Raw genomic sequence first — 19,550 nt, 5'->3', positions numbered from 1 at the left:
CGGGTGCGCCAACCGGCCGAGCCGGAAACTCGGCCGGTTGTCATCGGCGTCAGCGACGAAACAGCTTGTTGCCCAACCACACCAGCGGATCGTACTTTCGATCGGCCACGCGCTCCTTCATCGGGATCAAGGCATTGTCGGTGATCTTGATATGTTCCGGGCAGACCTCGGTGCAGCACTTGGTGATATTGCAGAGGCCGAGTCCCTGCTCGTCCTGGGCGAGGTCGCGCCGATCGGCGACATCCAGCGGATGCATCTCCAATTCCGCGATCCGCATCAGGAACCGCGGCCCGGCGAATGAGGCCTTGTTCTCCTCGTGGTCACGCACCACGTGACAGGTGTTCTGGCACAGGAAACATTCGATGCATTTGCGGAACTCCTGGGAGCGCTCCACATCGACCTGCTTCATCCGGTAGTCGCCCGGCTTCAGATCCGCGGGCGGCGTGAACGACGGTATCTCCCTGGCCTTCTGGTAGTTGAAGGACACGTCGGTGACCAGGTCCTTGACCACCGGGAAGGTACGCATCGGGGTCACCGTGATGACCTCGGCCTCGGTAAAGGTGGACATCCGCGTCATGCACAGCAGCCGCGGCCGCCCGTTCACCTCGGCCGAACAGGAACCGCACTTGCCCGCCTTGCAGTTCCAGCGCACCGCCAGGTCCGGCGCCTGGGTGGCCTGCAACCGGTGGATAATGTCGAGCACCACCTCGCCCTCGTTCACCGGCACGGTGAAGTCGTGCAGTTCGCCGCCGTCGAGGTCGCCGCGCCATACGCGGAATTTGGCGTCGTAACCCATCGCTACGCCTCTCGCTCTGTCGATGTCCCGGCCGCTGCCGGGTGCCCGGCGATTTCCTCCGGGGTGTAGTACTTTTCGAGCTCGCCGAGTTCGAAAAGGGCGAGCAGTTCCGGCCGCATCGGGGTCTGCGCCTTCGGCGTCACTGTGACGTCAGGGATGGTCTCCCCCGCCGTACTCGGATCCACCGAGCAGACCAGCAGCTGGTTTCGCCAGGCGGGATCCATCGACGGATGATCGTCGCGGGTGTGCCCGCCCCGACTTTCGGTGCGCAGCAATGCCGCCTTCGCGACGCACTCGCTGACCAGCAGCATGTTCTCCAGATCGAGCGCGAGGTGCCAGCCCGGATTGAACTGGCGGTGACCCTCGACGGTGACCTGCTTGAACCTGGCCCGCAGCTCGGCGAGCTTGCTGAGCGCCTCACGCACCTCGTGTTCCTTGCGGATGATCCCGACCAGGTCGTTCATCGTCTGCTGCAGGTCGGTGTGCAGGGTGTACGGATTCTCGCCCGCGCCCTCGGTAGGCGGGTCGAACGGTGCGAGTGCGACTTTCGCGGCCGCCGTGACATCGGCGTCGGTGATCGTCGGCCGCGCGCCGAGCTGCTCGACGTACGCGGCCGCGCCGAGCCCGGCCCGGCGACCGAACACCAGCAGGTCCGACAGCGAGTTGCCGCCGAGCCGGTTGGAACCGTGCATGCCGCCGGAACACTCACCCGCGGCGAACAAACCCGGCACCGTCGCCGCCCCGGTATCGGGATCGACCTCGATACCACCCATTACGTAGTGACAGGTGGGGCCGACCTCCATCGGCTCCGCCGTGATATCCACGTCCGCGAGCTCTTTGAACTGGTGATGCATGGAGGGCAGCCGACGCTTGATCTCCTCGGCGGGCATACGCGAGGCGATATCGAGGAAGACGCCGCCGTGCGGAGTCCCGCGACCGGCCTTGACCTCCTCGTTGATCGCGCGCGCGACCTCGTCACGCGGCAGCAGGTCGGGGGTGCGGCGCGCGGAATCGTTGTCGCGCAACCACTGATCGGCCTCTTCCTCGGTTTCGGCGTACTGCCCCTTGAAGACCGGCGGGATGTAGTCGAACATGAACCGCTTGCCCTCGGTGTTCTTCAGCACCCCACCGTCGCCGCGCACACCCTCGGTGACCAGGATGCCCTTGACGCTCGGCGGCCAGACCATGCCGGTCGGATGGAACTGCAGGAACTCCATGTTGATCAGCGTCGCCCCGGCCCGCAGCGCGAGCGCGTGGCCGTCGCCGGTGTACTCCCACGAATTCGAGGTCACCTTGTACGACTTGCCGATGCCGCCGGTCGCCAAAACCACTGCGGGCGTTTCGAAAAGGATGAATCGACCGGACTCGCGCCAGTAGCCGAACGCGCCGGAGATCCGGTCCCCGTCCTTCAGCAATTCGGTGATGGTGCATTCGGAGAAGACCTTGATGCGTGACTCGTAGTCGCCCGTCGCCGCGTAGTCCTCCTGCTGCAGCGCGACGATCTTCTGCTGCATGGTGCGGATGATTTCCAAGCCGGTGCGGTCACCGACGTGCGCGAGCCGCGGATAGGTGTGGCCACCGAAGTTGCGCTGGCTGATCCGGCCGTCGGCGGTCCGATCGAACAGTGCCCCATAGGTTTCCAGCTCCCACACCCGGTCGGGCGCCTCCTGGGCATGCAGTTCGGCCATACGCCAGTTGTTCAGGAACTTGCCACCACGCATGGTGTCCTTGAAATGTGTTTGCCAGTTGTCCTTTTCGTTGGCATTGCCCATCGATGCGGCGCAGCCGCCTTCGGCCATCACGGTGTGCGCCTTGCCGAACAGCGATTTGCACACCACCGCAACGGAGTGGCCGTGTTCTCTGGCCTCGATCACCGCACGCAATCCGGCGCCACCGGCCCCGATCACGACGACGTCGTACTTGTGCCGTTCAACTTCTGGCATGGCCGCGAATACTCCTGGGGTTGGGGCGGATCAGTTGATGAACCGCAGATCCGAAATCGTCTTGCTGGCAACCAACATGACGTAGAAGTCGGTCAGCACGAGGGTGCCCAGAGTGGTCCAGGCCAGCGCCATGTGCCGGGTGTTCAACTTGGAGACCTGGGTCCAGAACCAGTAGCGCACCGGATGGGCGGAGAAGTTCTTGAGCCGCCCGCCCGCGATGTGCCTGCACGAGTGGCAGGAGAGGGTGTACGCCCACAGCAGGATCACGTTGACCCACAGGACGATATTGCCGAGGCCGAGGCCGAATCCGCCGTCCTTGCCGTGGAACGCGACGATCGCGTCGTAGGTGTTGATCACCGAAACCACCACGGCCACATAGAAGAAGTAGCGGTGCACGTTCTGGATGATCAGCGGCAGCCTGGTCTCGCCGGTGTACTTGGCGTGCGGTTCGGCGACCGCGCAGGCGGGCGGGGAGAACCACACGGCCCGGTAGTAGGCCTTGCGGTAGTAGTAGCAGGTCAGCCGGAAGCCGAGCAGGAAGGGCAGCACCACGAAGCCGAGCGGCAAGATCCCGGGCAGCTCACCGAACGGCGTGCCGAAGTGGCTCGAACCCTCGACGCAGGAGGTGCTCAGGCACGGTGAGTAGAACGGCGTCAGGTAGTGGTAGTCCGGAACCCAATAGGCGGTTCGCACATAGGATCTGATCGTCGCGTAGATAACGAACGCGGCCAGCCCGAGCACCGTGAACAGTGGCGGAATCCACCATCGATCGGTACGCAGGGTGCGTTCGGAAATTCGAGCCCTCGTTTTGCTGAAGACGCCGGTCCCCGCTTCCGGCGTGGCGGTCGGTGCGGCATTCACGACCGCGCCTCGCTGACGCTCGGCACCGTCGTGAATGCCGAGGGCGCTGTGTTTTTGGTTCGATCGCTGCGCTCACTCATCGGCGACCGCGCCTCGCTGACGCTCGGCACCGTCGTGAATGCCGAGGGCGCTGTGTTTTCGGTTCGATCGCTGCGCTCACTCACTGGTGGATGCCTCGCTGATCTGCTGTGCGGGTGGTCATCGTTACCTCCGCAATCGAATGTGATGCCCAGCACCATACGACACCCCCGCTATCGCTCGAGCAGGGTCCCAGCATTCCGGACCCGCCCGGATGCCCGTGATTTGCGCCACATTGGATGTCACTTCAACCGATGCGGTCGAGCGGTGAACGAACCGCAAACGCTTCGAACTCGTCTAAAACAGAACAGGATTCGAGGGCTCTGCGCGTAAACGAAACCCGAAGTCGAAATTCCGACGCGCCGATCGTCACACGGCGGCAACAAATCTGTGCTCACCTATTTCCGAGATGTACCCGCTGACGTGCGCAGATGCCATCGACGCGGCGAACTGGGCGGGGGAAGGAGCACCAAGATGAGACGAGCGGCGATAGTCGCACCGGTCCGGACGCCCAGTGGGATCGAAGGCGGAGCGCTGTCCGGAATGCCGCCGGAATGGATGGCTTCGACGGTGCTGTCCGCGGTGGTCGAGCGTTCCGGGATCGACCCGATGCGCATCGAAGACGTCGCGATGGCGTGTGTCGACGGCGGTCTGGCTACCGGGCCCGCGTTGAGCAGGGTTGCCGCGCGGGGTGCGGGGTTACCGTTCGCCGTTCCCGGTTTCCTGACCGATCGGCGCTGCGGCAGCGGGCTACAGGCGGTGATCACCGCGGCCATGATGGTGCAGACCGGCGCCGCCGACGTCGTGGTGGCCGGCGGTGTCGAGTGCGCCCCCGATGCCGCTGCCGGCCACGGCGAAGCGGCCCACGCGTCCGATCTGGCCAACGCCGAGGAACTGGCCCGCTATTACGGCATCAGCCGCGCGGACGCCGACGAGTTCGCGGTGGCCAGCCATCGCAAAGCCGCGCGCGCTTGGCGGCAGGGCACGTTCGCCGCCGAGGTGATCCCGGTCGGCGTGCTGGATGAGCCCGGCTGGTCCGATCCCGGCCTCGAAGGCACCGGCGGTCACCGGATTCTGCGCGACGAAGGCGTATGCGAAGACGTCTCCACCTATACGTTGGCCGCGTTGCGCCCACTGGTCTCGAACGGCGTGGTCACCGCGGGCAACATGAGCTCGCATCGGCACGGCGCGTCGGCCTGTCTGGTCGTCGCCGAGGATCGGCTCGTCGATCTCGGTCTGACCCCGATGGCGTATCTGGTGGGTTGGGCGGCGGCAGGATGTGATTCGGACACAGCGACACTCGGTGCGGCACCCGCTGTCGCCAAGCTGCTCGGGCGCACCGGATTCGCGCTCGACGACATCGATCTGGTCGAGGTGAACGAGGGATTCGCGGTGGAAGTGCTTGCGCTGGCGCGGGAATGGGATTTCGATCCGCGGAACCGGCTCAATGTGAACGGCTCGGCCATCGCGCTCGGCCATCCGGTCGGCGCCACCGGCCTGCGGATCATGACCACGATGCTGCACGAACTCGCTCGCACCGGCGGCAACTACGGCTTGGAGGCGATCGCGCTCGGCCATGACCACGGCATCGCGGCGCTGTTCGAGTCGGCGAAATCGGACCCGATCGCCGAAACCCCGCGCGGCGCGCGGTTCCACGGGGCCCGCCCGGCTCGGCGATTCGGCCGTCATCGCGCCTGATCCACCGACCGGGTGGGGGTCGGCGCAAGGATTCGCGGGCCCACCGGCACGGCGTGGGCCCGCGAATCCGAGACTCGAGTTAAGTGGTCCTCGAGTTAAGTGGTCCTGGGGCGGGAGTGGAAACCCAGGCCCTCGTCCTGCGCGCCCATCCAGGCCGCCTCGTCGGACTTGCTGTCCGGGACGTAGATGGTGTCCTGGGGGCGGCGGCGGATTTCCGGCGGCGGTGACTGCTCGAGTTCGTCGGCGTCGATGACGAGCCGTTCGAGGTCGTTCTCCAGCCGCCGCACCATATTCGCGTCGCCATAGTGGGCCCGCAGTGCGCCGATGGATTGCCGGAGCTGGCCGACCGTGTAGCGGAGTTCCGCGATTTCGCTGCGTGTCATCGATACCTCCTGTGTTCCTGGCAGACATGCGAACTCGGTGGGTAGCGGGTATTTCCATGGTCTGCCTGGAACCGCGCTGCACCAAGTCGTGTGACTCACCACACAACGTGATCTACAACACAGTACAGAAAGAATCCGGATCTGGCTCGTCAGCTGGCAAAGTTCGGCAGTTCGCCCAAATGTTGCCCACGCGCGTCCGCCGCGTCTGGTGTGAACGCCTGAGCGGCCCGCCCCGGACGATCCGGAGCGACCCGCTCATCCGGCGACGGCGAGTTCCGGCCCCTGCCCACGCATGCTCGTGACGACCTGATCGACCAGCCCGACGATGGACACCGCGACCTCCTCGGCCCGCTCGAAGATCACGCTGTGCCCGGCCCCTTCCAGTGGAACCAGCTGCGAGCCGGCCAGCTGCGAGGCGAGCACCACCGAATGCGCGAACGGCACCACGATGTCCGCCGTGCCCGCCAGTACCAGCGCCGGAATGGTGCCGAGCCGGTGCAGCGACGCGGTCTCGTCGAAGGTGATCAGCGAGCCGAGAAAGCTCGACATGGTCAGCAGCGGCGTGTCGTTCAGCATGGCGGTGGCGACCGCGACCATCCGCGGATTCACCTTCCTGGTACCGGAATTGGCGGCGCGCATGATCGGTTCGAAGATCCGGCGGGACAGCCGCTTGGAGCCCTGCATGACGCGCGGTGCGCGCACCACGGCCACCTGTAGCGAGTTCACCGCGCGCCGCTTCAGGAATCGGCCGAGCCCCACCTCGGTGATGCCGTTGGCCGCGCCCGCGATCAGCCCGACGCCGACGACGCGGGTGCCGATCATCTCCGGGAACAGCCGGGCGTAGGCCAGCACGACCATCGCGCCCATCGAATGGCCGACCAAGATCACCGGACCGGTCGGCGCGACCGCCCGGAGCACGGTGTCGAGATCGCGGGCGAGCTGGTCGATGGTGTAGGTCGACGGGTGGGCCTCGCCGGATTCACCGTGGCCGCGGTGGTCGTAGAAGATCATCCGGGTGTCGGCGCCCCATTGGCGAAGCAGTTCGTCGCGCAGGAAGGACCAGGATTCGGTGCGCAGGCAGTGGCCGTGCACGAACACCACGGTGACGGGCGCGGTGTCGGTGCCGAAGGCGCGGACCGAGAGTGGCACGCCGTCTTCGGCCGGCACCGTGACACGGTGACCGTCGTAGTCGGCGGCGCAGCGGGCGATGATCGTGGACATGAGGTTCTCCTGAGGAGGGTGCATCCCTGCGGAGCGTTCTGTGCCCGGTTGTCGATATACATTTCCGCTGCGTTAACGGCCCATACCTGCCGTTATGGACAAGTTGTCCAACCGACGCCCAGGGCGTACCTGACGGTCCGTCGGTCGTCGAAGTCCGGAGTATCTACGAAACGGTAGGTCAAACGCTAGATTTCGATAGATAGTCATGATCGGTCGACGCTTGCCTGCTATCAGGCTATCTTCCAAATTCCCTAGAGTCCCCTAGCTTCGGTTACGAAGTGGTCGCCTCGCCCCTGTCCTGAAAATCTAAGTCTATCTAGGGATTTGCCGATACGTCGGGATATTCACCGATCGGTGGCACCCGCCGGACGTCACGCTCGTGCCATAGCGTTATCGAGCGTGACGCCCGGTGGGCGGCCGACCGTCCTCCGGTCAGGACTTGGCGTGGCTGCGGGTGGACGGTAGGAACGGGCGCAGCAGGTTCGGCTCGGTCGACGGGCCGAGCTGCCATTCGGCGATCCACGGCCCGGTCCCCTCGCTGGGATCGAACACGCCGTCCTCCAACCAGGTGTACCGGCCGGTGAGCACGCCGTGGGCCAGCGTGCGATCGTCATCGTCGGTGTTGTCCCACAGCGCGTCGAACAGCCTGCGCACCCGGATCCGGGACTGTCTGCAGAAGACGTCCGCGAGTTCCGTCGCGGCTTCGGCCTCCGCCGCGCCCGCGGCCCGCAACGACTGGGCCCGCACGCAGGCGGCCGACATCGCGAACAGCTCGGCGCCGATATCGACGATCCGCCCCAGGAAGTTCTGCCGATATTCCAGCCCCGCCTGCCAACGACCCATCGCGTACATCAGTGACCTGGCCTGCTTGCGCGAGCTGCGCTCGATGAACCGCAGATGCCGGGCGAGCGTGCCGAACTCGGGATAGGTCGCGGGTACCGTTCCCGCGCCGACTGCGAGCTGCGGGAACCATTTGGCGTAGAAGCCGGTCGCCCCGACCGCCGCCTTGGCTTTGTCCTTGAATTCGGCCTTGCGGTCCACCAGCGCACCCGCCGCGGACATGTGTGCGTCGGCCATCTCCCTGGCGATCAGCAGCCGCATGATCTCGCTGGAGCCCTCGAAGATGCGATTGATCCGCAGATCGCGGACCAGTTGTTCGGCGCCGACCGCGCGTTCGCCGCGGGCCGCGAGCGATGCCGCCGTCTCGTACCCGCGACCGCCCCGGATCTGCACCAGCTCATCGGCGATCGTGCAACTCATCTCGCTGGCCCAGAGCTTGGCCAGCGCCGCCTCGATTCGGATGTCGTTGCGGGCCTCGTCGCACATGGCGGCCGACAGGTCGAGCGCCGCCTCCAGCGCGTAGGTGGTGGCGGCGATGAAGGCGATCTTCTGGCCGACGGCCTCGTGTTCGCCGACCGGCTTGCCCCACTGCACCCGCTCGGCGCTCCACTCCCTGGCGATCTTCAGCGACCACTTCGACGACGCGGTGCACAGCGCCGGGATGGCCAGCCTGCCCGCGTTGAGGGTGGTGAGCGCGATCTTCAGGCCGTCGCCTTCCCGCCCGATGAGATTGCCCTTCGGCACCCGCACGTTGTGCAGCCGGGTGACGCCGTTCTCGATGCCGCGCAGGCCCATGAACGCATTGCGCCGCTCCACCGTGATGCCCGGCGAGTCGGCCTCGACGACGAACGCGGAGATGCCGCCGCGATGTCCGTCGCTCTTGGGCACCCTGGCCATCACCACCAGCAACTCGGCGACGACACCGTTGGTGGTCCACAGCTTGAGGCCATTGAGCTGGTAGGCGTCGCCGTCCTCGATCGGGGTCGCGGTGCTCGCCATCCGGGCCGGGTCGGAGCCGACGTCGGGCTCGGTGAGCAGGAACGCGCTGACCGCGCCCGCGGCGCAGCGCGGCAGGAACTCCGCCTTCTGCTCGGCGGTGCCCGCCAGCTTCAGCGGCTCGGGTACCCCGATGGACTGGTGCGCCGAGAGCAGCACGCCGAGGCTGGGGTGGGCCGAGCCGACCAGCATCAGCGCGCGGTTGTAGCCGAACTGGGAAAGACCCTGCCCGCCATACGATTCCGGGATCTTCAGGCCGAAGCAGCCGAGCTCGGCGAGGCCCTTGACGTACTCGTCCGGGATGCGGCCCTCCGCTTCGATCACGCGACCGTCGATGGATTCGCAGTACGGCCGCAGCCGGGCCAGGTAGGCCTCGGTGCGCGCGGCGTCCTCCGGGCCGGGCTGGGGGTAGGGGTGGATCAGATCGAGCCGGAACCGTCCGAGAAACATCTCCTTGGCGAACGATGGTTTGGCCCAGCTGGTTTCGCGGGATTCCTCGACCAGTGCGCGGGCCTGTTCTTCGGTGGCGTCGACTTTCGCGGCTGTCGCCATGATGTCCTCCTCGGACGTGATCAGGATCACATTCGAGTGTAGGAACTTTAGTTACTCGCCGGTAGGGCTGCGGGTCGATTGATTTCTATAGATCTCTAATGATCTTGGTAGAGCACCTTATCCGCGGCTATCCCGTCCGCCGGTATCTGGCGACTCAGACGCTGCGCAGATAGCGGCCGAAGTGCGGCACGGTGAATCCGATGGTGCCGCGCTCGGCCGAGTAGATCAGCCCCTTCTTGATCAGCCCGTCGCGCGCGGGCGAGAGTGAGGCGGGCTTGCGGCCCAACTCGGTGGCCACCGCCGAGGTCGCCACCGGACCGTCATCACCCGCCAGATCGGCCATGGCGCGCATGTACTCGCGCTCGGCGGGCGTTGCCCGTTCGTAGCGGGAGCCGAAGAAGCCGACCGCCAGCTCCTCCTCCGCGGTCGGCGAGGCCACCTCGACATCCTCGGCGGTGATCGGACTTTCCGGCGCCTGGTCCCAGGCCGCCTTGCCGTAGGCCTGCACGAAGTACGGATAACCATCGGCCTTGTGGTACAGGGCATCCAGGGCTTCGTCGGTGAACTTCACCTCTTCGCGCTCGGCGGGCGCGATCAGCGCCAGGTCGGCGGATTCCCGGTCGAGCCGATCGATGCGGTGATAACTGAACAGTCGCTCCGAGTAGCTCTTCGAGGCGGACAGCACGGCGGGCAGGTGCGGCAAGCCGGCGCCGACGACGATGAGTGGTGCCGCGTCCTGGCTCAATTCGTGGCAGGCCCCGCAGATCGCGGAGATATCGGCCGGACCGAGGTCCTGCATCTCATCGATGAAAATCGCGATGCCGACGCCGATCTCGCCGGCCAGCGCGGCTGCCTCGACCAGCAGCTCGACCAGGTCGATCTCGATATCGCCGGAATCGGCCCGGCCGGTGACCGCGGGCACGTCGATGCCGGGCTGCCAGCGTTCCCGCATGCCCTTGTCGGCGGTGGCGCGTAGCGCGAACGCCTTGAGGATGCCGAGGAAGTCGTCGACCCGCTCCGGATTGCGGTGCGCCATGGCGATCGCGCGGACGGCCATGTGCAGCGCGGAGGACAGCGGTCGGCGCAGGTCCTGGTCCGGTCGTGCCTCGATCTTGCCGGTGCCCCAGCCGCGGGAGATGGCAGCGGAGCGAAGTTGGTTGAGCAGCACCGTCTTTCCGACGCCACGCAGGCCGGTGAGCATGACGCTGCGCTCCGGACGGCCACGCGCGATGCGTTCGAGCACGATATCGAAGGCGGTGAGTTGCTTGTCGCGCCCGGCTAATTCGGGTGGGCGCTGTCCGGCTCCGGGAGCATACGGATTCCGCACGGGGTCCATGCCCTAACACCGTAGCCCGTTCCGTCCGGGAAATCTGTCCCCATCTACGGCGTGTCCTAGATATTGCTAGCGGTCGGTATTGCACGATGCTCTTGCAGTATTGCTATAGGCCCGGAAGTCACTACGCTGGTGGCGTTTCCGGCGAGTATCGGAGGGGCATGTCCGACGAACCCACCCCAACCACTGCCGAGGTGGTCGAATCGTGGAACGTTCCACCGGATGCCACGGTGGCGCGGCGCATTCGCTCCAACATCCTGGTGGCGATAGAGCGCGGCTATGACGATCCGCAGCTGGTGGCGGATCTGGCGGTCGGCCCCTTGGTGATGGCGCTCGGTCAGCTGGAAGTCGGACTCGCCGATGCGCGCCGCCGGATCGTCGAACTCGAGCGGGCGCTCGCCGAACGCGGCGGCGAGTCCCCGAACGGCCTCGAATCCTGAGTTCCGGGCGGCCGATTCGCCCCGCCGCTCGCCGTTCGGTCACGGGCGCTCGGTCGCCGATATCGTGTCGTGACCCAGCGGGCGTGTCGCGAAACCGGGCGATCGTCCAGCGAGTTTGGCGCCCGCGGAAAACTTGCAGGTCTGTGCGCTGGACAACACCGCGTCGGCATCGTAATCTCTTCGTGACTTAGTGGAGTCCTGTCGTTTCGAAAGAGAAGCGGCGCCACGGAGTTACCGCCTTAACGGCTGTCGGGGCCATCTTCCCGGCTGCCGTGCCGGGAACACCCAAAGGTTCGTCTGGGTGATACCTTGCGGCCATTTTCTGGTCAGCGAACCCGGTCGGCGGGAGAGCACGAAGATCGGAGACGTAGCTCGGTGGGTAAACACAGCTTGCAGCGGGATTCTCGCTTGCCGAATTCCGTCAAGGGTGCCCTCGTGATGGGCGCGGTGGCCGCGACGACCGGGGCCATGCCCGCGATCCCGGCGATGGCGGCAACCATCAACATCCCCGGACTGGGCAACTTCGATGTTCCTGTGCCACAGGAATACGAAGCGCCGGTCCAGCAACTCAACCAGCAGATCCAGCAGGCCGTTTCGGCCATGCCCAACGCACAGGTTCCCGGCGCGCCGCAGCAGGCCGCACCCGGCGTCCCCAATTTCGCGCCGAACATGCCCGGCCTGTTCAACCAAGCTCCCAGTGCCAGCGATATCGCGCTTGACGCCGCCAAGACCAAGGTCGGCGCGATGTACTCCTGGGGTGCCGCTGGTCCCTCCAACTTCGACTGCTCCGGCCTGGTCCAGTGGGCCTACCGGCAGGCAGGCATCGAGCTCCCCCGCACCAGCTTCGAGCAGTCGCACGTCGGCGCTCCGGTGGCCTTCCAGAACCTGCAGCCCGGCGACATCGTCGTGACCAACGGTGGCGGCCACGTCGGCATCTACGCCGGTGACGGCAAGCTGCTCAACGCGGTGCAGTCCGGCCAGCCGGTCACCTACACCCCGCTCAGTCCCGACCAGGTGGTCACCGCACGCCGTATCGTCTAGAGCGTGGCCCCCGCCGACAACGGCATCCGTACAAGCGGAAACAAGAGTACTGCGACGCAGGCCCGAGTCGATTCATGGACTTGGGCCGTGCGCCTGTTCAAAACGAGATCCGCTGCGGCCGAGGCATGCCGCGGTGGACACGTCCGCGTCAACGGTGCCGCGGCCAAACCCGCCCAGCCGGTCAAGCCCGGTGACGAGGTGCGCATCCGCCTCAGCGGCGTCGAACGCATCGTGATCGTCGAGCGGATCATCACCAAGCGCGTCAGCGCCCCCATTGCCGCGCAATGCCTGGTCGACCACAGCCCACCCCCACCCTCCCGCGAACTCCTCGCCACCATGCCGCGACGCGACCGCGGGTCCGGCCGACCCACCAAACGCGAGCGGCGGGAAACCGATCGGCTCCTCGGCCGCACCGACGAGTGAGCGCGAACGGCACCGGGTGACATCATCGCGGCCCGCGGACCTGTTCAGCGGGCGCGCTCAGATCACCGCGACGGGATCCAGATGACCCGCGATATAGCGGGCCCGGCATTCGCCGCGGCGCAGCTTGCCGCTGGTGGTCTTGGGAATCCGGCCGGGCTCGACCAGCATCACCGCGCCGGGCAGCACCTCGTGTGCGGCCGCGACCGCAGTGCGGATCCTGCGGGCCAGCACCGAAAGCTCGGCCGGTTCGACGGCCTCGACAGTGCGCAACTCCGCGACCACCACCAAGTCTTCTCGGCGTCCGTCGTCGTGGCCGAACGCCGTCACGTGCCCGGGCCGCACCTCGGGGGCGCAGGCTTCGACCGTCGCCTCGATATCGGCCGGATAGTGATTGCGGCCGTCGACGACGATGACGTCCTTGCGGCGGCCCGCGATGTAGAGCTGACCGTCGAACCAGAAGCCGAGGTCGCCGGTGCGCAGCCAGTGGGCGTCGCTGCCGGGCAGGGTGGCGTGGAAGGCCGCGGCGGTGGCGTCCGGCCTGCCGTAGTAGCCGTCGCATACATTGTCGCCCGCCACCCAGATCTCGCCGACCCGGCCGGTGGGCAACTCGACGCAACTGACGGGGTCGACGATGCGCACGTCCTGTCCGGCAGGCGCGCCGCAACCGACGAGCGGCGCGCCGATGAGCGGTTCGGCCCCGTCGGCCAGCGGGATCGCCCGCCCGTCGGCCAGCGCGGCCCGGTCGAAGCGGTGCGCCACCGGCTCTTCGCGCCAGTCGCAGACCGTCACGCTGAGCGTGGCCTCGGCCAGGCCGAAACCGGGTGTATGCGCACGATGCCGGAACCCGTATTCGGCGAAGGTCTCGGTGAATTCGGTGAGCACGTCGGCGCGGACCGGCTCGGAGCCGTTGAGCAGCATGTCGAGCCCGGACAGGTCGAGACCAGCCCGTTCTTCCGGCGTCGTCGCCGAAACAGCCAGGGCCAGGCCGAAATTGGGCCCGCCGGTGATTCCGGCGCGGTAGTCGCTCACGGCACGCAGCCACCGGATGGGCCGCTTCACGAATTCGGCGGGGGCCATGGTCAAGCCGGGCACGCCACAGTAGAGCGGCAGGGACATGCCCAGGATGAGGCCCATGTCGTGGAAGAACGGCAGCCAGGTCAGGATGGGCTTGTCCGGCGCGGGCTGCAGCGCGTGCCGCAGTTGTTCCAGCGCCGTCGTCAGGTTCGCGTGGGTGACCCGGACGCCCGTGGGCGACTGGGTCGATCCTGAGGTGTACTGCAAGTAGGCGAGCTCGGCGCGGACCGGATCGATGACCGGTTCGGCCGAATCGGCGTTCGGTGCGGTCACCTCCGCCGGGAGCCGCAAAACCTGACCGAGCAGCGGTCCGAGCACCGACTCGCTGGTCGAGTCACCGTGCGACAGCAGGGCGAGGGCGGGCCGCGCGTCGGCGAGCGCCGCGAGCAGCCGTTCTTTATTGCGCGAACCCGCTGCCGGAAACAACGGCACCGCAATGCGATTGCTGTACAGACAGGCGAGAAACGCGACGGCATAGTCGAGTCCGTGCGCGCAGAGGATGGCGACCCGGTCACCCGGTGCGCTCGCGATCCGCAGTCGCGCGGCGAGTTCGCCTGCGGCGGTGTGTAAGCGCGCGTAGGTCGCGGCGACGGGACGCCGTTCGTGCATCCGGTATCGAAGTTCGGTGTAGGCGACCGTCTCCGGTCGGGACGTGGCCCACTCGGCGACCCGTACGGCGAGACTGTTGCGAATGATGGTCAACGTCACGGTCCCTCGCTGGTGTGCACGGCGGCGACCCGAGCAGCAACGGCGGTGGGTGCAAGGAGATCCGACATTCGCACCGCCAGGGGTGATGCATCAGTGGTCGGTGTGTAATCGACTGCGCAGAGATATGTCCCTTCGTAGCGCAGCGCCTCGGACAACAGTGCGCCGCCGCGCCGGGTGTCGAAAGCTGTGACGCCCGCCCGTCGCAAGTGTGACGCCGCCGCTTGCGAACCCGTTGCCCACGCGCCCCAGCCGATGCTGAGTACACCCCGCCCCGGATACGTCAGCGCAAGGGAGTCCATCGCGGCGTTGGCGGCGGCGTAGGCGGCCTGGCCCGGGCCGCCGAGCGCGCCGGTGGCGGCGGAGAACAGCAGGATGAAATCTGTCGGGTCGGCCGCGGTGAGCTCGATCAGATTGCCCGCGGCGGTCAGCTTCGGTGACAACATCCTGGCCAACTGGTCAGGGGTGGCCGCGTCGAAGGTGGCGTTCTCCGTGGTGCCCGCCGCATGGACCAAGCCGCGAATGGTGGAGCCGCAGTGGCGAATGTCGTTGAGCGCGTTGGCCAGGTCGCCCCGGTCGGCGGCGTCGCAGCGGACCACGACGATCCGATCTTCGAGTCCGTCCAGTAGCGGCGGGACAGGGCGAGGCGCACGGGTGAGCACCACTACGTCACGTGCCCCGGCATCGAGCAGCCAGCGCACCGCGACCGCGCCTACCGCACCCAACCCGCCGGTGACGACGTAGGTTCCGTTGGTGTCGATGGTGGCCTTGGGACTCGGCCGGAGCCGCGCGGCGGTGAACCGGCGTTCGGCGAGATCGCCTGCGGAGCACCGTATTTCGGCGGGCAGCCGAGAGGTGTCGCTAGACCCCGCCGCAACGAGTCGACACAGCGGCGGCAGGTTCCGGGTGTCGGTATCGACCCAGACGAGACGGACCATGCGATCGGATTCCAGTTGCAGGGACCGCACCAGACCGGCGATCGCCGCCGGGACCGCGAGGTTGTCGGGACCGTCGGTGGGTGGCACCGACGCTGCGGTCGGTTCCGGCAGCACGATCGTCAACGAAGCTGTGCCTCCGTCGGCCCGGACCCGTTGCAGCAGTTCGAGGACCCGGCCGACCGTCGCCGCGGCACTCCCCTCGAATCCTGTGCCGGATGCCGTTGCCGACGATCTGTCGTCGGTAGGCCAAACAAGTACGACCGCGGTGGGGGCGCTACCGGTGCTCGCCAGCCAGGTGGTGACGAGGGGCCCTGCGGTGTCGGGTTCGCGGGCAATGAGATCGGTGGGCATGGTGTCGTCGAGCAACTTTGCCAACTGAATGGCCAGGTTCGATCCGCCGATCACCAAAACGCGCTGCGCGTTCGGGTGCTCTGAACTAGCGAGGCCGACGGACTCGAGGTCATGAGCTACCCAAATTTCCTGAAAATAGGGTGCGGCGCGATCGGCGCGGCGCGGTGCGACCGAGACGCCAGCGGGCGAATCCTGTTCCGAGAATCGGATTCGCACCCCGGAAAATGCCAGGCAGGGCACGCCGTGCTGATCGGTTCCGATGACGTCGCCGGTGAGTCCGGTGCGGGTGCGCTCCCGGAGGAACGCGTGCGCTTCGAGAACGGTCCTGTTCGGTTCCGCCGACAACCACGCGGAATCTATGCCGATCGGCAGCGGGACCACACCGACGGGCAAATCGTCATAGATCGTCGCGGCAAGCAGCTGCAGACAGCCGTCCAGCGTTGCGGTGCGGCGCAATTCGGCCGCATCGAAGAGGCCGATCGCGGTGTCGGTTCCGGTCGCGATGCCGCGCAGCACCCGGAAGCGCGGTCCGTACTCCAGCCGCCGACAACGCAATTGGTCGTAGAAGGCAGCGGGCGCGATGATCCGCATACGGTGTCGCCCAGCCCGGTTGGCATCCACCACCCGCATCCATGCGACGATATCCGCGGGTGTGGGGTCACCGACCGGCCGGGCCGAAGCCAGCGCTCCGGCCGCCGTGACCTCCGCCCGCAGACCTCCATCGCCGCGCCTGCGATAAACGACCTCCGGCAGGACCGACAACTCGGCCCGATCGTGCACCACGAAGTCGGTGAGCACCGTCGCCGCCCCGGTGCCGGTGCGCGTCAGGTGCAGCAGCCTGCGCAGCCAGAAGGCGGCAGGCACGGTCGCCGCACCCTGGACCATGTGGTCGGTGAGATCGTCTGCGGGGAACGGTTCTGCAGCGGCGTCCGGCACCGCGGTGACCAGTGGGAAGCGACGCTTGCGCCACGCCCGCCGTGGTGCGGCGGTAGTGAACGGGCCCTGTGCGGACCAGTCGACCGGTCGTCCTTCCAGATGAAGTCGGGCCAGGCAGCTGAGGAACCCGCCCGCCTCGTCGTCGCGAGTGGCTACCGGGTGCGCGGCGTCGTGAAAGTCGGGATGCTCCCGGACGGCCGGAATCAGCACGGGGTGCGGCGCGACCTCCAGCACGGTCGACAGACCAGCCGCGGCGGCGCTCTCCAGCGCCGCACCGAGTTCGACTGTCCCCGAGGCATTCTCGGACCAGTATTCGCCGTCCAAGCTGGCGCTCGAGATCAGCTCACCCCGGCGGACGGTGGAATACATCGGGGTGTGCGGTACCACGGGCCGCAGATCAGCCAGCGCTTCGACGAACTCCGGCGGCACGGCGGCAATCCGCGGCGTGTACGCGCCCGAATCGTCGGCGATCCGTAGCGCGGACATATTGCGGCGCTTGGCTCGTCGGACGAGCGTATCGATGTAGCGGGCGCTACCGGACACCACCACGGACCGCGGACCGTTGATCGCCGCGATGCCCACCTGCGCGCGCATCGGCTCCACCAGCTTCGCCGCCTCGTAGGGCGCCGCCGTCAACAGGGCCGTCGCCGCGTGCAGATCCGGTCGGGACTTGCTGCGCCGCACCACGACCAGCGCCGCGTCCGACAGCGACAACGCGCCGCTGACGACCGCCGCGGCCGCCTCACCCAGACCATGCCCCGCCACCGCGTCCGGCCGAATACCCCAGGCTGCCAGCAATTCCGCCATCGCCACCTGGAACGCGAAGATCGCGGGCTGCACGTATTCCGGGGCATGCGAGCCGTTTCCGGAGCTACCGTTGCCCGCCGACAGCGCGAAGCCGTGCCGCGGCGTCCAGATCCGCGGCCCACCTGCCGCGGCGATCGCATCGGCCGCGCTGGCCAGCGCGGTGGCGAAGTCGCTGTGTCGCGCCGCGAGCGACCGCCCCATCGCCAGATGCTGACCGCCCGGCCCGGAGAACAAGAACAAGACACCACCACGCCGCCGCGTCGTGGCCGGACCGGGCGCCGCGCCACCCGAGTCGCCACGCGCCACCGTGCGCAGCTGCGCCACCGCATCCTCCCGATCCCGCGCCAGCACGCATAGTCGGTTCTGCTCCGGCAGCAATCTGGCAGCCGCGGCGACACTTTCACGCAGTGACGCGTCGCCGAGCTCGAGCTGGTCGGCGAACCGAAGCGCCTGTGCGCGCAGCTCGTCGGTATCGCGGCCAGTGATCGGGATCAGTACCGGCGACTCGTCTCCGTGCGCTACGGGCGTTGCCTCGACACCGCGAAGCACCACGTGTGCAGTGGTGCCGCCGAAGCCGACGGAGCAGACCCCCGCACTGCGATCGCCGCGTGGCACCATGCTCCAGTCGACCGGTGCCGTCGGCACCCGCGGCCCGCGTTCGGTCGTTTTCAGCAACGGGTTCTCGGTATCGAAGCCGATGGTGGGGACGATGACGCCGTGGTGGATGGACAGCGCCGTTTTGATCACGCCGATGATGCCCGAGTCCGCTTCGAGCTGCCCGATATCGGACGTGACCGACCCGATCCCAGTCGGCTCGACACGTTCCGTAAACCCCTGTGCGACAACGGCCGCCAGCGCGCCCGCCCCCGCCGCGTCGTCCACTGCGGGTCCGATGCCGTGGCATTCGATGTATCCAGCGGTGTGCGGGTCGAGCTCAGCTCGAGACCACGTCGCGCGCACCGTGTCCTGCTGGGCGCGACCGTTCGGTGCACAGCGGCTGTTGGAGTGGCCATTCGCGCCGACAGCTGTCCCGGCGACCTCCGCGTAGATCCGATTTCCCTCGCGCACCGCGTCTTCCGTGCGCTGCAGGATCACCACAGCACAGCCCTCGCCGCGGACCCAGCCGTCTTTATCCGCGTCGAATGGTTCGCCGCGTCCGCCAGGTGGGCGGAACCGGCTCTCCGCCACGGTGGCCGAGTCATGCGGCAGCAGCGTGAGATCGACACCGCCCACGATCGCGAACGGCACCGTCTCATCGACGAGCAGCCGCACCGCCAAGTCGACAGCGGCCAGCGCGGACGCCCCCGCGCTGTCCAGCACCATGCTCGGTCCGTGCAAATCCAGCAGGTAAGACAGCCGGGTGGCGACCGAGCCGAGCCCGGAACCGGCGACGGCGCGGCGTGCGTCGGTACCGTCCCGGCCGAGCACGGCGATACCGTGGCTGTAGCCGCACGCGCCGAACAGCACCGCGCCGCCCGAACCCGGTACGCGATAACCGATCCCGGCGTCGTCGATGGCCTCGACGGCGACTTCCATGGCCAGCCGCTGCCGCGGGTCCATGAGCGCGGTCTCCCGGTCGTCGAGGGCGAACCAGTCGTTGTCGAACAATTCGACGTCGTCCAGGTAGCCGCCGCGCCGGGTGCCGAAGCGTCCGTCCGGCGGCGCTGCGGTGGCGTCGCGCCCCGCGAGCAGCATCCGCCAGAATTCGTCGCCGCCCCCGGCGCCGGGTACCCGGCAGCCGATGCCGACGATCGATACTGCGGCCGTGGTCATCGCATCGCGAGGTACTCGACCAATTGATCTATGTCCGGGTAGTCGAATATCGCGCTGAGCTCGACCTCGACCCCCATGGCATCCTCGAGGCGCGCCGTAAGCCGGGCCAGCTGGGTGGAATTCAAGCCGAGGTCGGCGAACGGCGCGCTGGTGCACACGGCCGTCTCGTCGACGCCGAGCAACTCGGCCACGGCAGTGACCGCCGCGGTCGTGAGCGCACGCCGACTGTGCACCATCGAGCTCCGATCCATCCCGAACGCAACTACCCACCGAATCGGCGGCTCGTCTCGACCGCCCAGCTACCCCCGCGATTATGCCGAGATATCGCACCGCGGAGAAGAGCCTTTTGTGCGGCGCCCCC

At 67.5% G+C, this 19,550-nt stretch carries 14 protein-coding genes; 4 read left to right on the top strand and 10 right to left on the bottom strand.

The features are described from left to right. Positions 1-49: 49 nt before the first annotated feature. From ACFK0J_RS40015 to ACFK0J_RS40005, 3 genes are read right to left on the bottom strand one after another with little or no spacing between them, the layout of a single operon-like run. Positions 50-796 (bottom strand): succinate dehydrogenase/fumarate reductase iron-sulfur subunit, encoded by a 747-nt coding sequence (locus tag ACFK0J_RS40015; protein ID WP_378735142.1) that lies wholly within the window; start codon positions 794-796, stop codon positions 50-52. Positions 797-798: 2 nt separating this feature from the next. After that, complete coding sequence (locus ACFK0J_RS40010) at positions 799-2,739, bottom strand: fumarate reductase/succinate dehydrogenase flavoprotein subunit (protein ID WP_378735141.1); 1,941 nt, start codon at positions 2,737-2,739, stop codon at positions 799-801. A 30-nt stretch (positions 2,740-2,769) separates the two neighbouring features. After that, on the bottom strand, positions 2,770-3,600 hold the full coding sequence (locus ACFK0J_RS40005; RefSeq protein ID WP_378735140.1) for a hypothetical protein: 831 nt from the start codon (positions 3,598-3,600) through the stop codon (positions 2,770-2,772). A gap of 552 nt (positions 3,601-4,152) precedes the next feature. On the opposite strand from ACFK0J_RS40005, the gene ACFK0J_RS40000 reads away from it, so the two are divergent. Further along, entirely contained in the window at positions 4,153-5,376 is a 1,224-nt protein-coding gene (locus ACFK0J_RS40000) for an acetyl-CoA C-acyltransferase (RefSeq protein WP_378735138.1), read from the top strand. 95 nt (positions 5,377-5,471) lie between these two features. On the opposite strand, the gene ACFK0J_RS39995 is transcribed toward ACFK0J_RS40000, so the two are convergent. The 4 genes from ACFK0J_RS39995 to ACFK0J_RS39980 all read right to left on the bottom strand — a co-directional run bounded on the left by ACFK0J_RS39995 (position 5,472) and on the right by ACFK0J_RS39980 (position 10,704). Further along, the gene (locus ACFK0J_RS39995) at positions 5,472-5,759 is read right to left on the bottom strand and encodes a hypothetical protein (protein ID WP_218472426.1); all 288 of its coding nucleotides are present in this window, start codon (positions 5,757-5,759) and stop codon (positions 5,472-5,474) included. Positions 5,760-6,014: 255 nt separating this feature from the next. Beyond that, positions 6,015-6,980 (bottom strand): alpha/beta fold hydrolase, encoded by a 966-nt coding sequence (locus ACFK0J_RS39990; RefSeq protein WP_378735136.1) that lies wholly within the window; start codon positions 6,978-6,980, stop codon positions 6,015-6,017. Positions 6,981-7,412: 432 nt separating this feature from the next. Continuing rightward, on the bottom strand, positions 7,413-9,368 hold the full coding sequence (locus ACFK0J_RS39985; RefSeq protein WP_378735134.1) for an acyl-CoA dehydrogenase family protein: 1,956 nt from the start codon (positions 9,366-9,368) through the stop codon (positions 7,413-7,415). A 154-nt stretch (positions 9,369-9,522) separates the two neighbouring features. Continuing rightward, positions 9,523-10,704, bottom strand: a complete 1,182-nt coding sequence (locus tag ACFK0J_RS39980; protein ID WP_218472423.1) for an ATP-binding protein — start codon at positions 10,702-10,704, stop codon at positions 9,523-9,525. Positions 10,705-10,862: 158 nt separating this feature from the next. Here ACFK0J_RS39980 and ACFK0J_RS39975 point away from each other — a divergent pair, with 158 nt between their 5' ends. The 3 genes from ACFK0J_RS39975 (at position 10,863) to ACFK0J_RS39965 (ending at position 12,605) form a co-directional block, all read left to right on the top strand. Next, the gene (locus ACFK0J_RS39975; RefSeq protein WP_218472422.1) at positions 10,863-11,141 is read left to right on the top strand and encodes a hypothetical protein; all 279 of its coding nucleotides are present in this window, start codon (positions 10,863-10,865) and stop codon (positions 11,139-11,141) included. Positions 11,142-11,579: 438 nt separating this feature from the next. Next, positions 11,580-12,182, top strand: a complete 603-nt coding sequence (locus ACFK0J_RS39970) for a C40 family peptidase (RefSeq protein ID WP_378743348.1) — start codon at positions 11,580-11,582, stop codon at positions 12,180-12,182. 24 nt (positions 12,183-12,206) lie between these two features. After that, positions 12,207-12,605 carry an RNA-binding S4 domain-containing protein gene (locus tag ACFK0J_RS39965; RefSeq protein ID WP_378743346.1) on the top strand — a complete coding sequence of 133 codons (399 nt, stop codon included), beginning with the start codon at positions 12,207-12,209 and terminating at the stop codon, positions 12,603-12,605. Between the two features lie 57 nt (positions 12,606-12,662). Here ACFK0J_RS39965 and ACFK0J_RS39960 read toward each other — a convergent pair whose 3' ends face one another. The 3 genes from ACFK0J_RS39960 to ACFK0J_RS39950 are packed head-to-tail and all read right to left on the bottom strand — an operon-like array spanning position 12,663 to position 19,425. Then, positions 12,663-14,387, bottom strand: a complete 1,725-nt coding sequence (locus tag ACFK0J_RS39960) for a fatty acyl-AMP ligase (RefSeq protein ID WP_378735132.1) — start codon at positions 14,385-14,387, stop codon at positions 12,663-12,665. After that, positions 14,384-19,189 carry an SDR family NAD(P)-dependent oxidoreductase gene (locus ACFK0J_RS39955; protein ID WP_378735130.1) on the bottom strand — a complete coding sequence of 1,602 codons (4,806 nt, stop codon included), beginning with the start codon at positions 19,187-19,189 and terminating at the stop codon, positions 14,384-14,386. The genes ACFK0J_RS39960 and ACFK0J_RS39955 overlap by 4 nt, the downstream gene beginning before the upstream one ends. Next, positions 19,186-19,425, bottom strand: a complete 240-nt coding sequence (locus tag ACFK0J_RS39950; protein ID WP_378735128.1) for an acyl carrier protein — start codon at positions 19,423-19,425, stop codon at positions 19,186-19,188. Before ACFK0J_RS39950 ends, ACFK0J_RS39955 begins: the two co-directional genes overlap by 4 nt. Positions 19,426-19,550 lie beyond the last annotated feature (125 nt).

The organism is Nocardia brasiliensis (genome assembly GCF_042691675.1).
GTDB classification, from domain to species: Bacteria; Actinomycetota; Actinomycetes; order Mycobacteriales; family Mycobacteriaceae; genus Nocardia; species Nocardia brasiliensis_D.
Note: the sequence above shows the minus strand (reverse complement) of the source record. Positions and strands in the feature narration are given on the sequence as shown.

Coding starts and splice junctions, on each gene's coding strand:
- ACFK0J_RS39990 (WP_378735136.1), bottom strand. CDS start 6,980: ATGTCCACGATCATCGCCCGCTGCGCCGCCGACTACGACGGTCACCGT.
- ACFK0J_RS39995 (WP_218472426.1), bottom strand. CDS start 5,759: ATGACACGCAGCGAAATCGCGGAACTCCGCTACACGGTCGGCCAGCTC.
- ACFK0J_RS39955 (WP_378735130.1), bottom strand. CDS start 19,189: ATGACCACGGCCGCAGTATCGATCGTCGGCATCGGCTGCCGGGTACCC.
- ACFK0J_RS40000 (WP_378735138.1), top strand. CDS start 4,153: ATGAGACGAGCGGCGATAGTCGCACCGGTCCGGACGCCCAGTGGGATC.
- ACFK0J_RS39950 (WP_378735128.1), bottom strand. CDS start 19,425: ATGGTGCACAGTCGGCGTGCGCTCACGACCGCGGCGGTCACTGCCGTG.
- ACFK0J_RS40015 (WP_378735142.1), bottom strand. CDS start 796: ATGGGTTACGACGCCAAATTCCGCGTATGGCGCGGCGACCTCGACGGC.
- ACFK0J_RS39970 (WP_378743348.1), top strand. CDS start 11,580: ATGGGCGCGGTGGCCGCGACGACCGGGGCCATGCCCGCGATCCCGGCG.
- ACFK0J_RS39980 (WP_218472423.1), bottom strand. CDS start 10,704: ATGGACCCCGTGCGGAATCCGTATGCTCCCGGAGCCGGACAGCGCCCA.
- ACFK0J_RS40010 (WP_378735141.1), bottom strand. CDS start 2,739: ATGCCAGAAGTTGAACGGCACAAGTACGACGTCGTCGTGATCGGGGCC.
- ACFK0J_RS39975 (WP_218472422.1), top strand. CDS start 10,863: ATGTCCGACGAACCCACCCCAACCACTGCCGAGGTGGTCGAATCGTGG.
- ACFK0J_RS39985 (WP_378735134.1), bottom strand. CDS start 9,368: ATGGCGACAGCCGCGAAAGTCGACGCCACCGAAGAACAGGCCCGCGCA.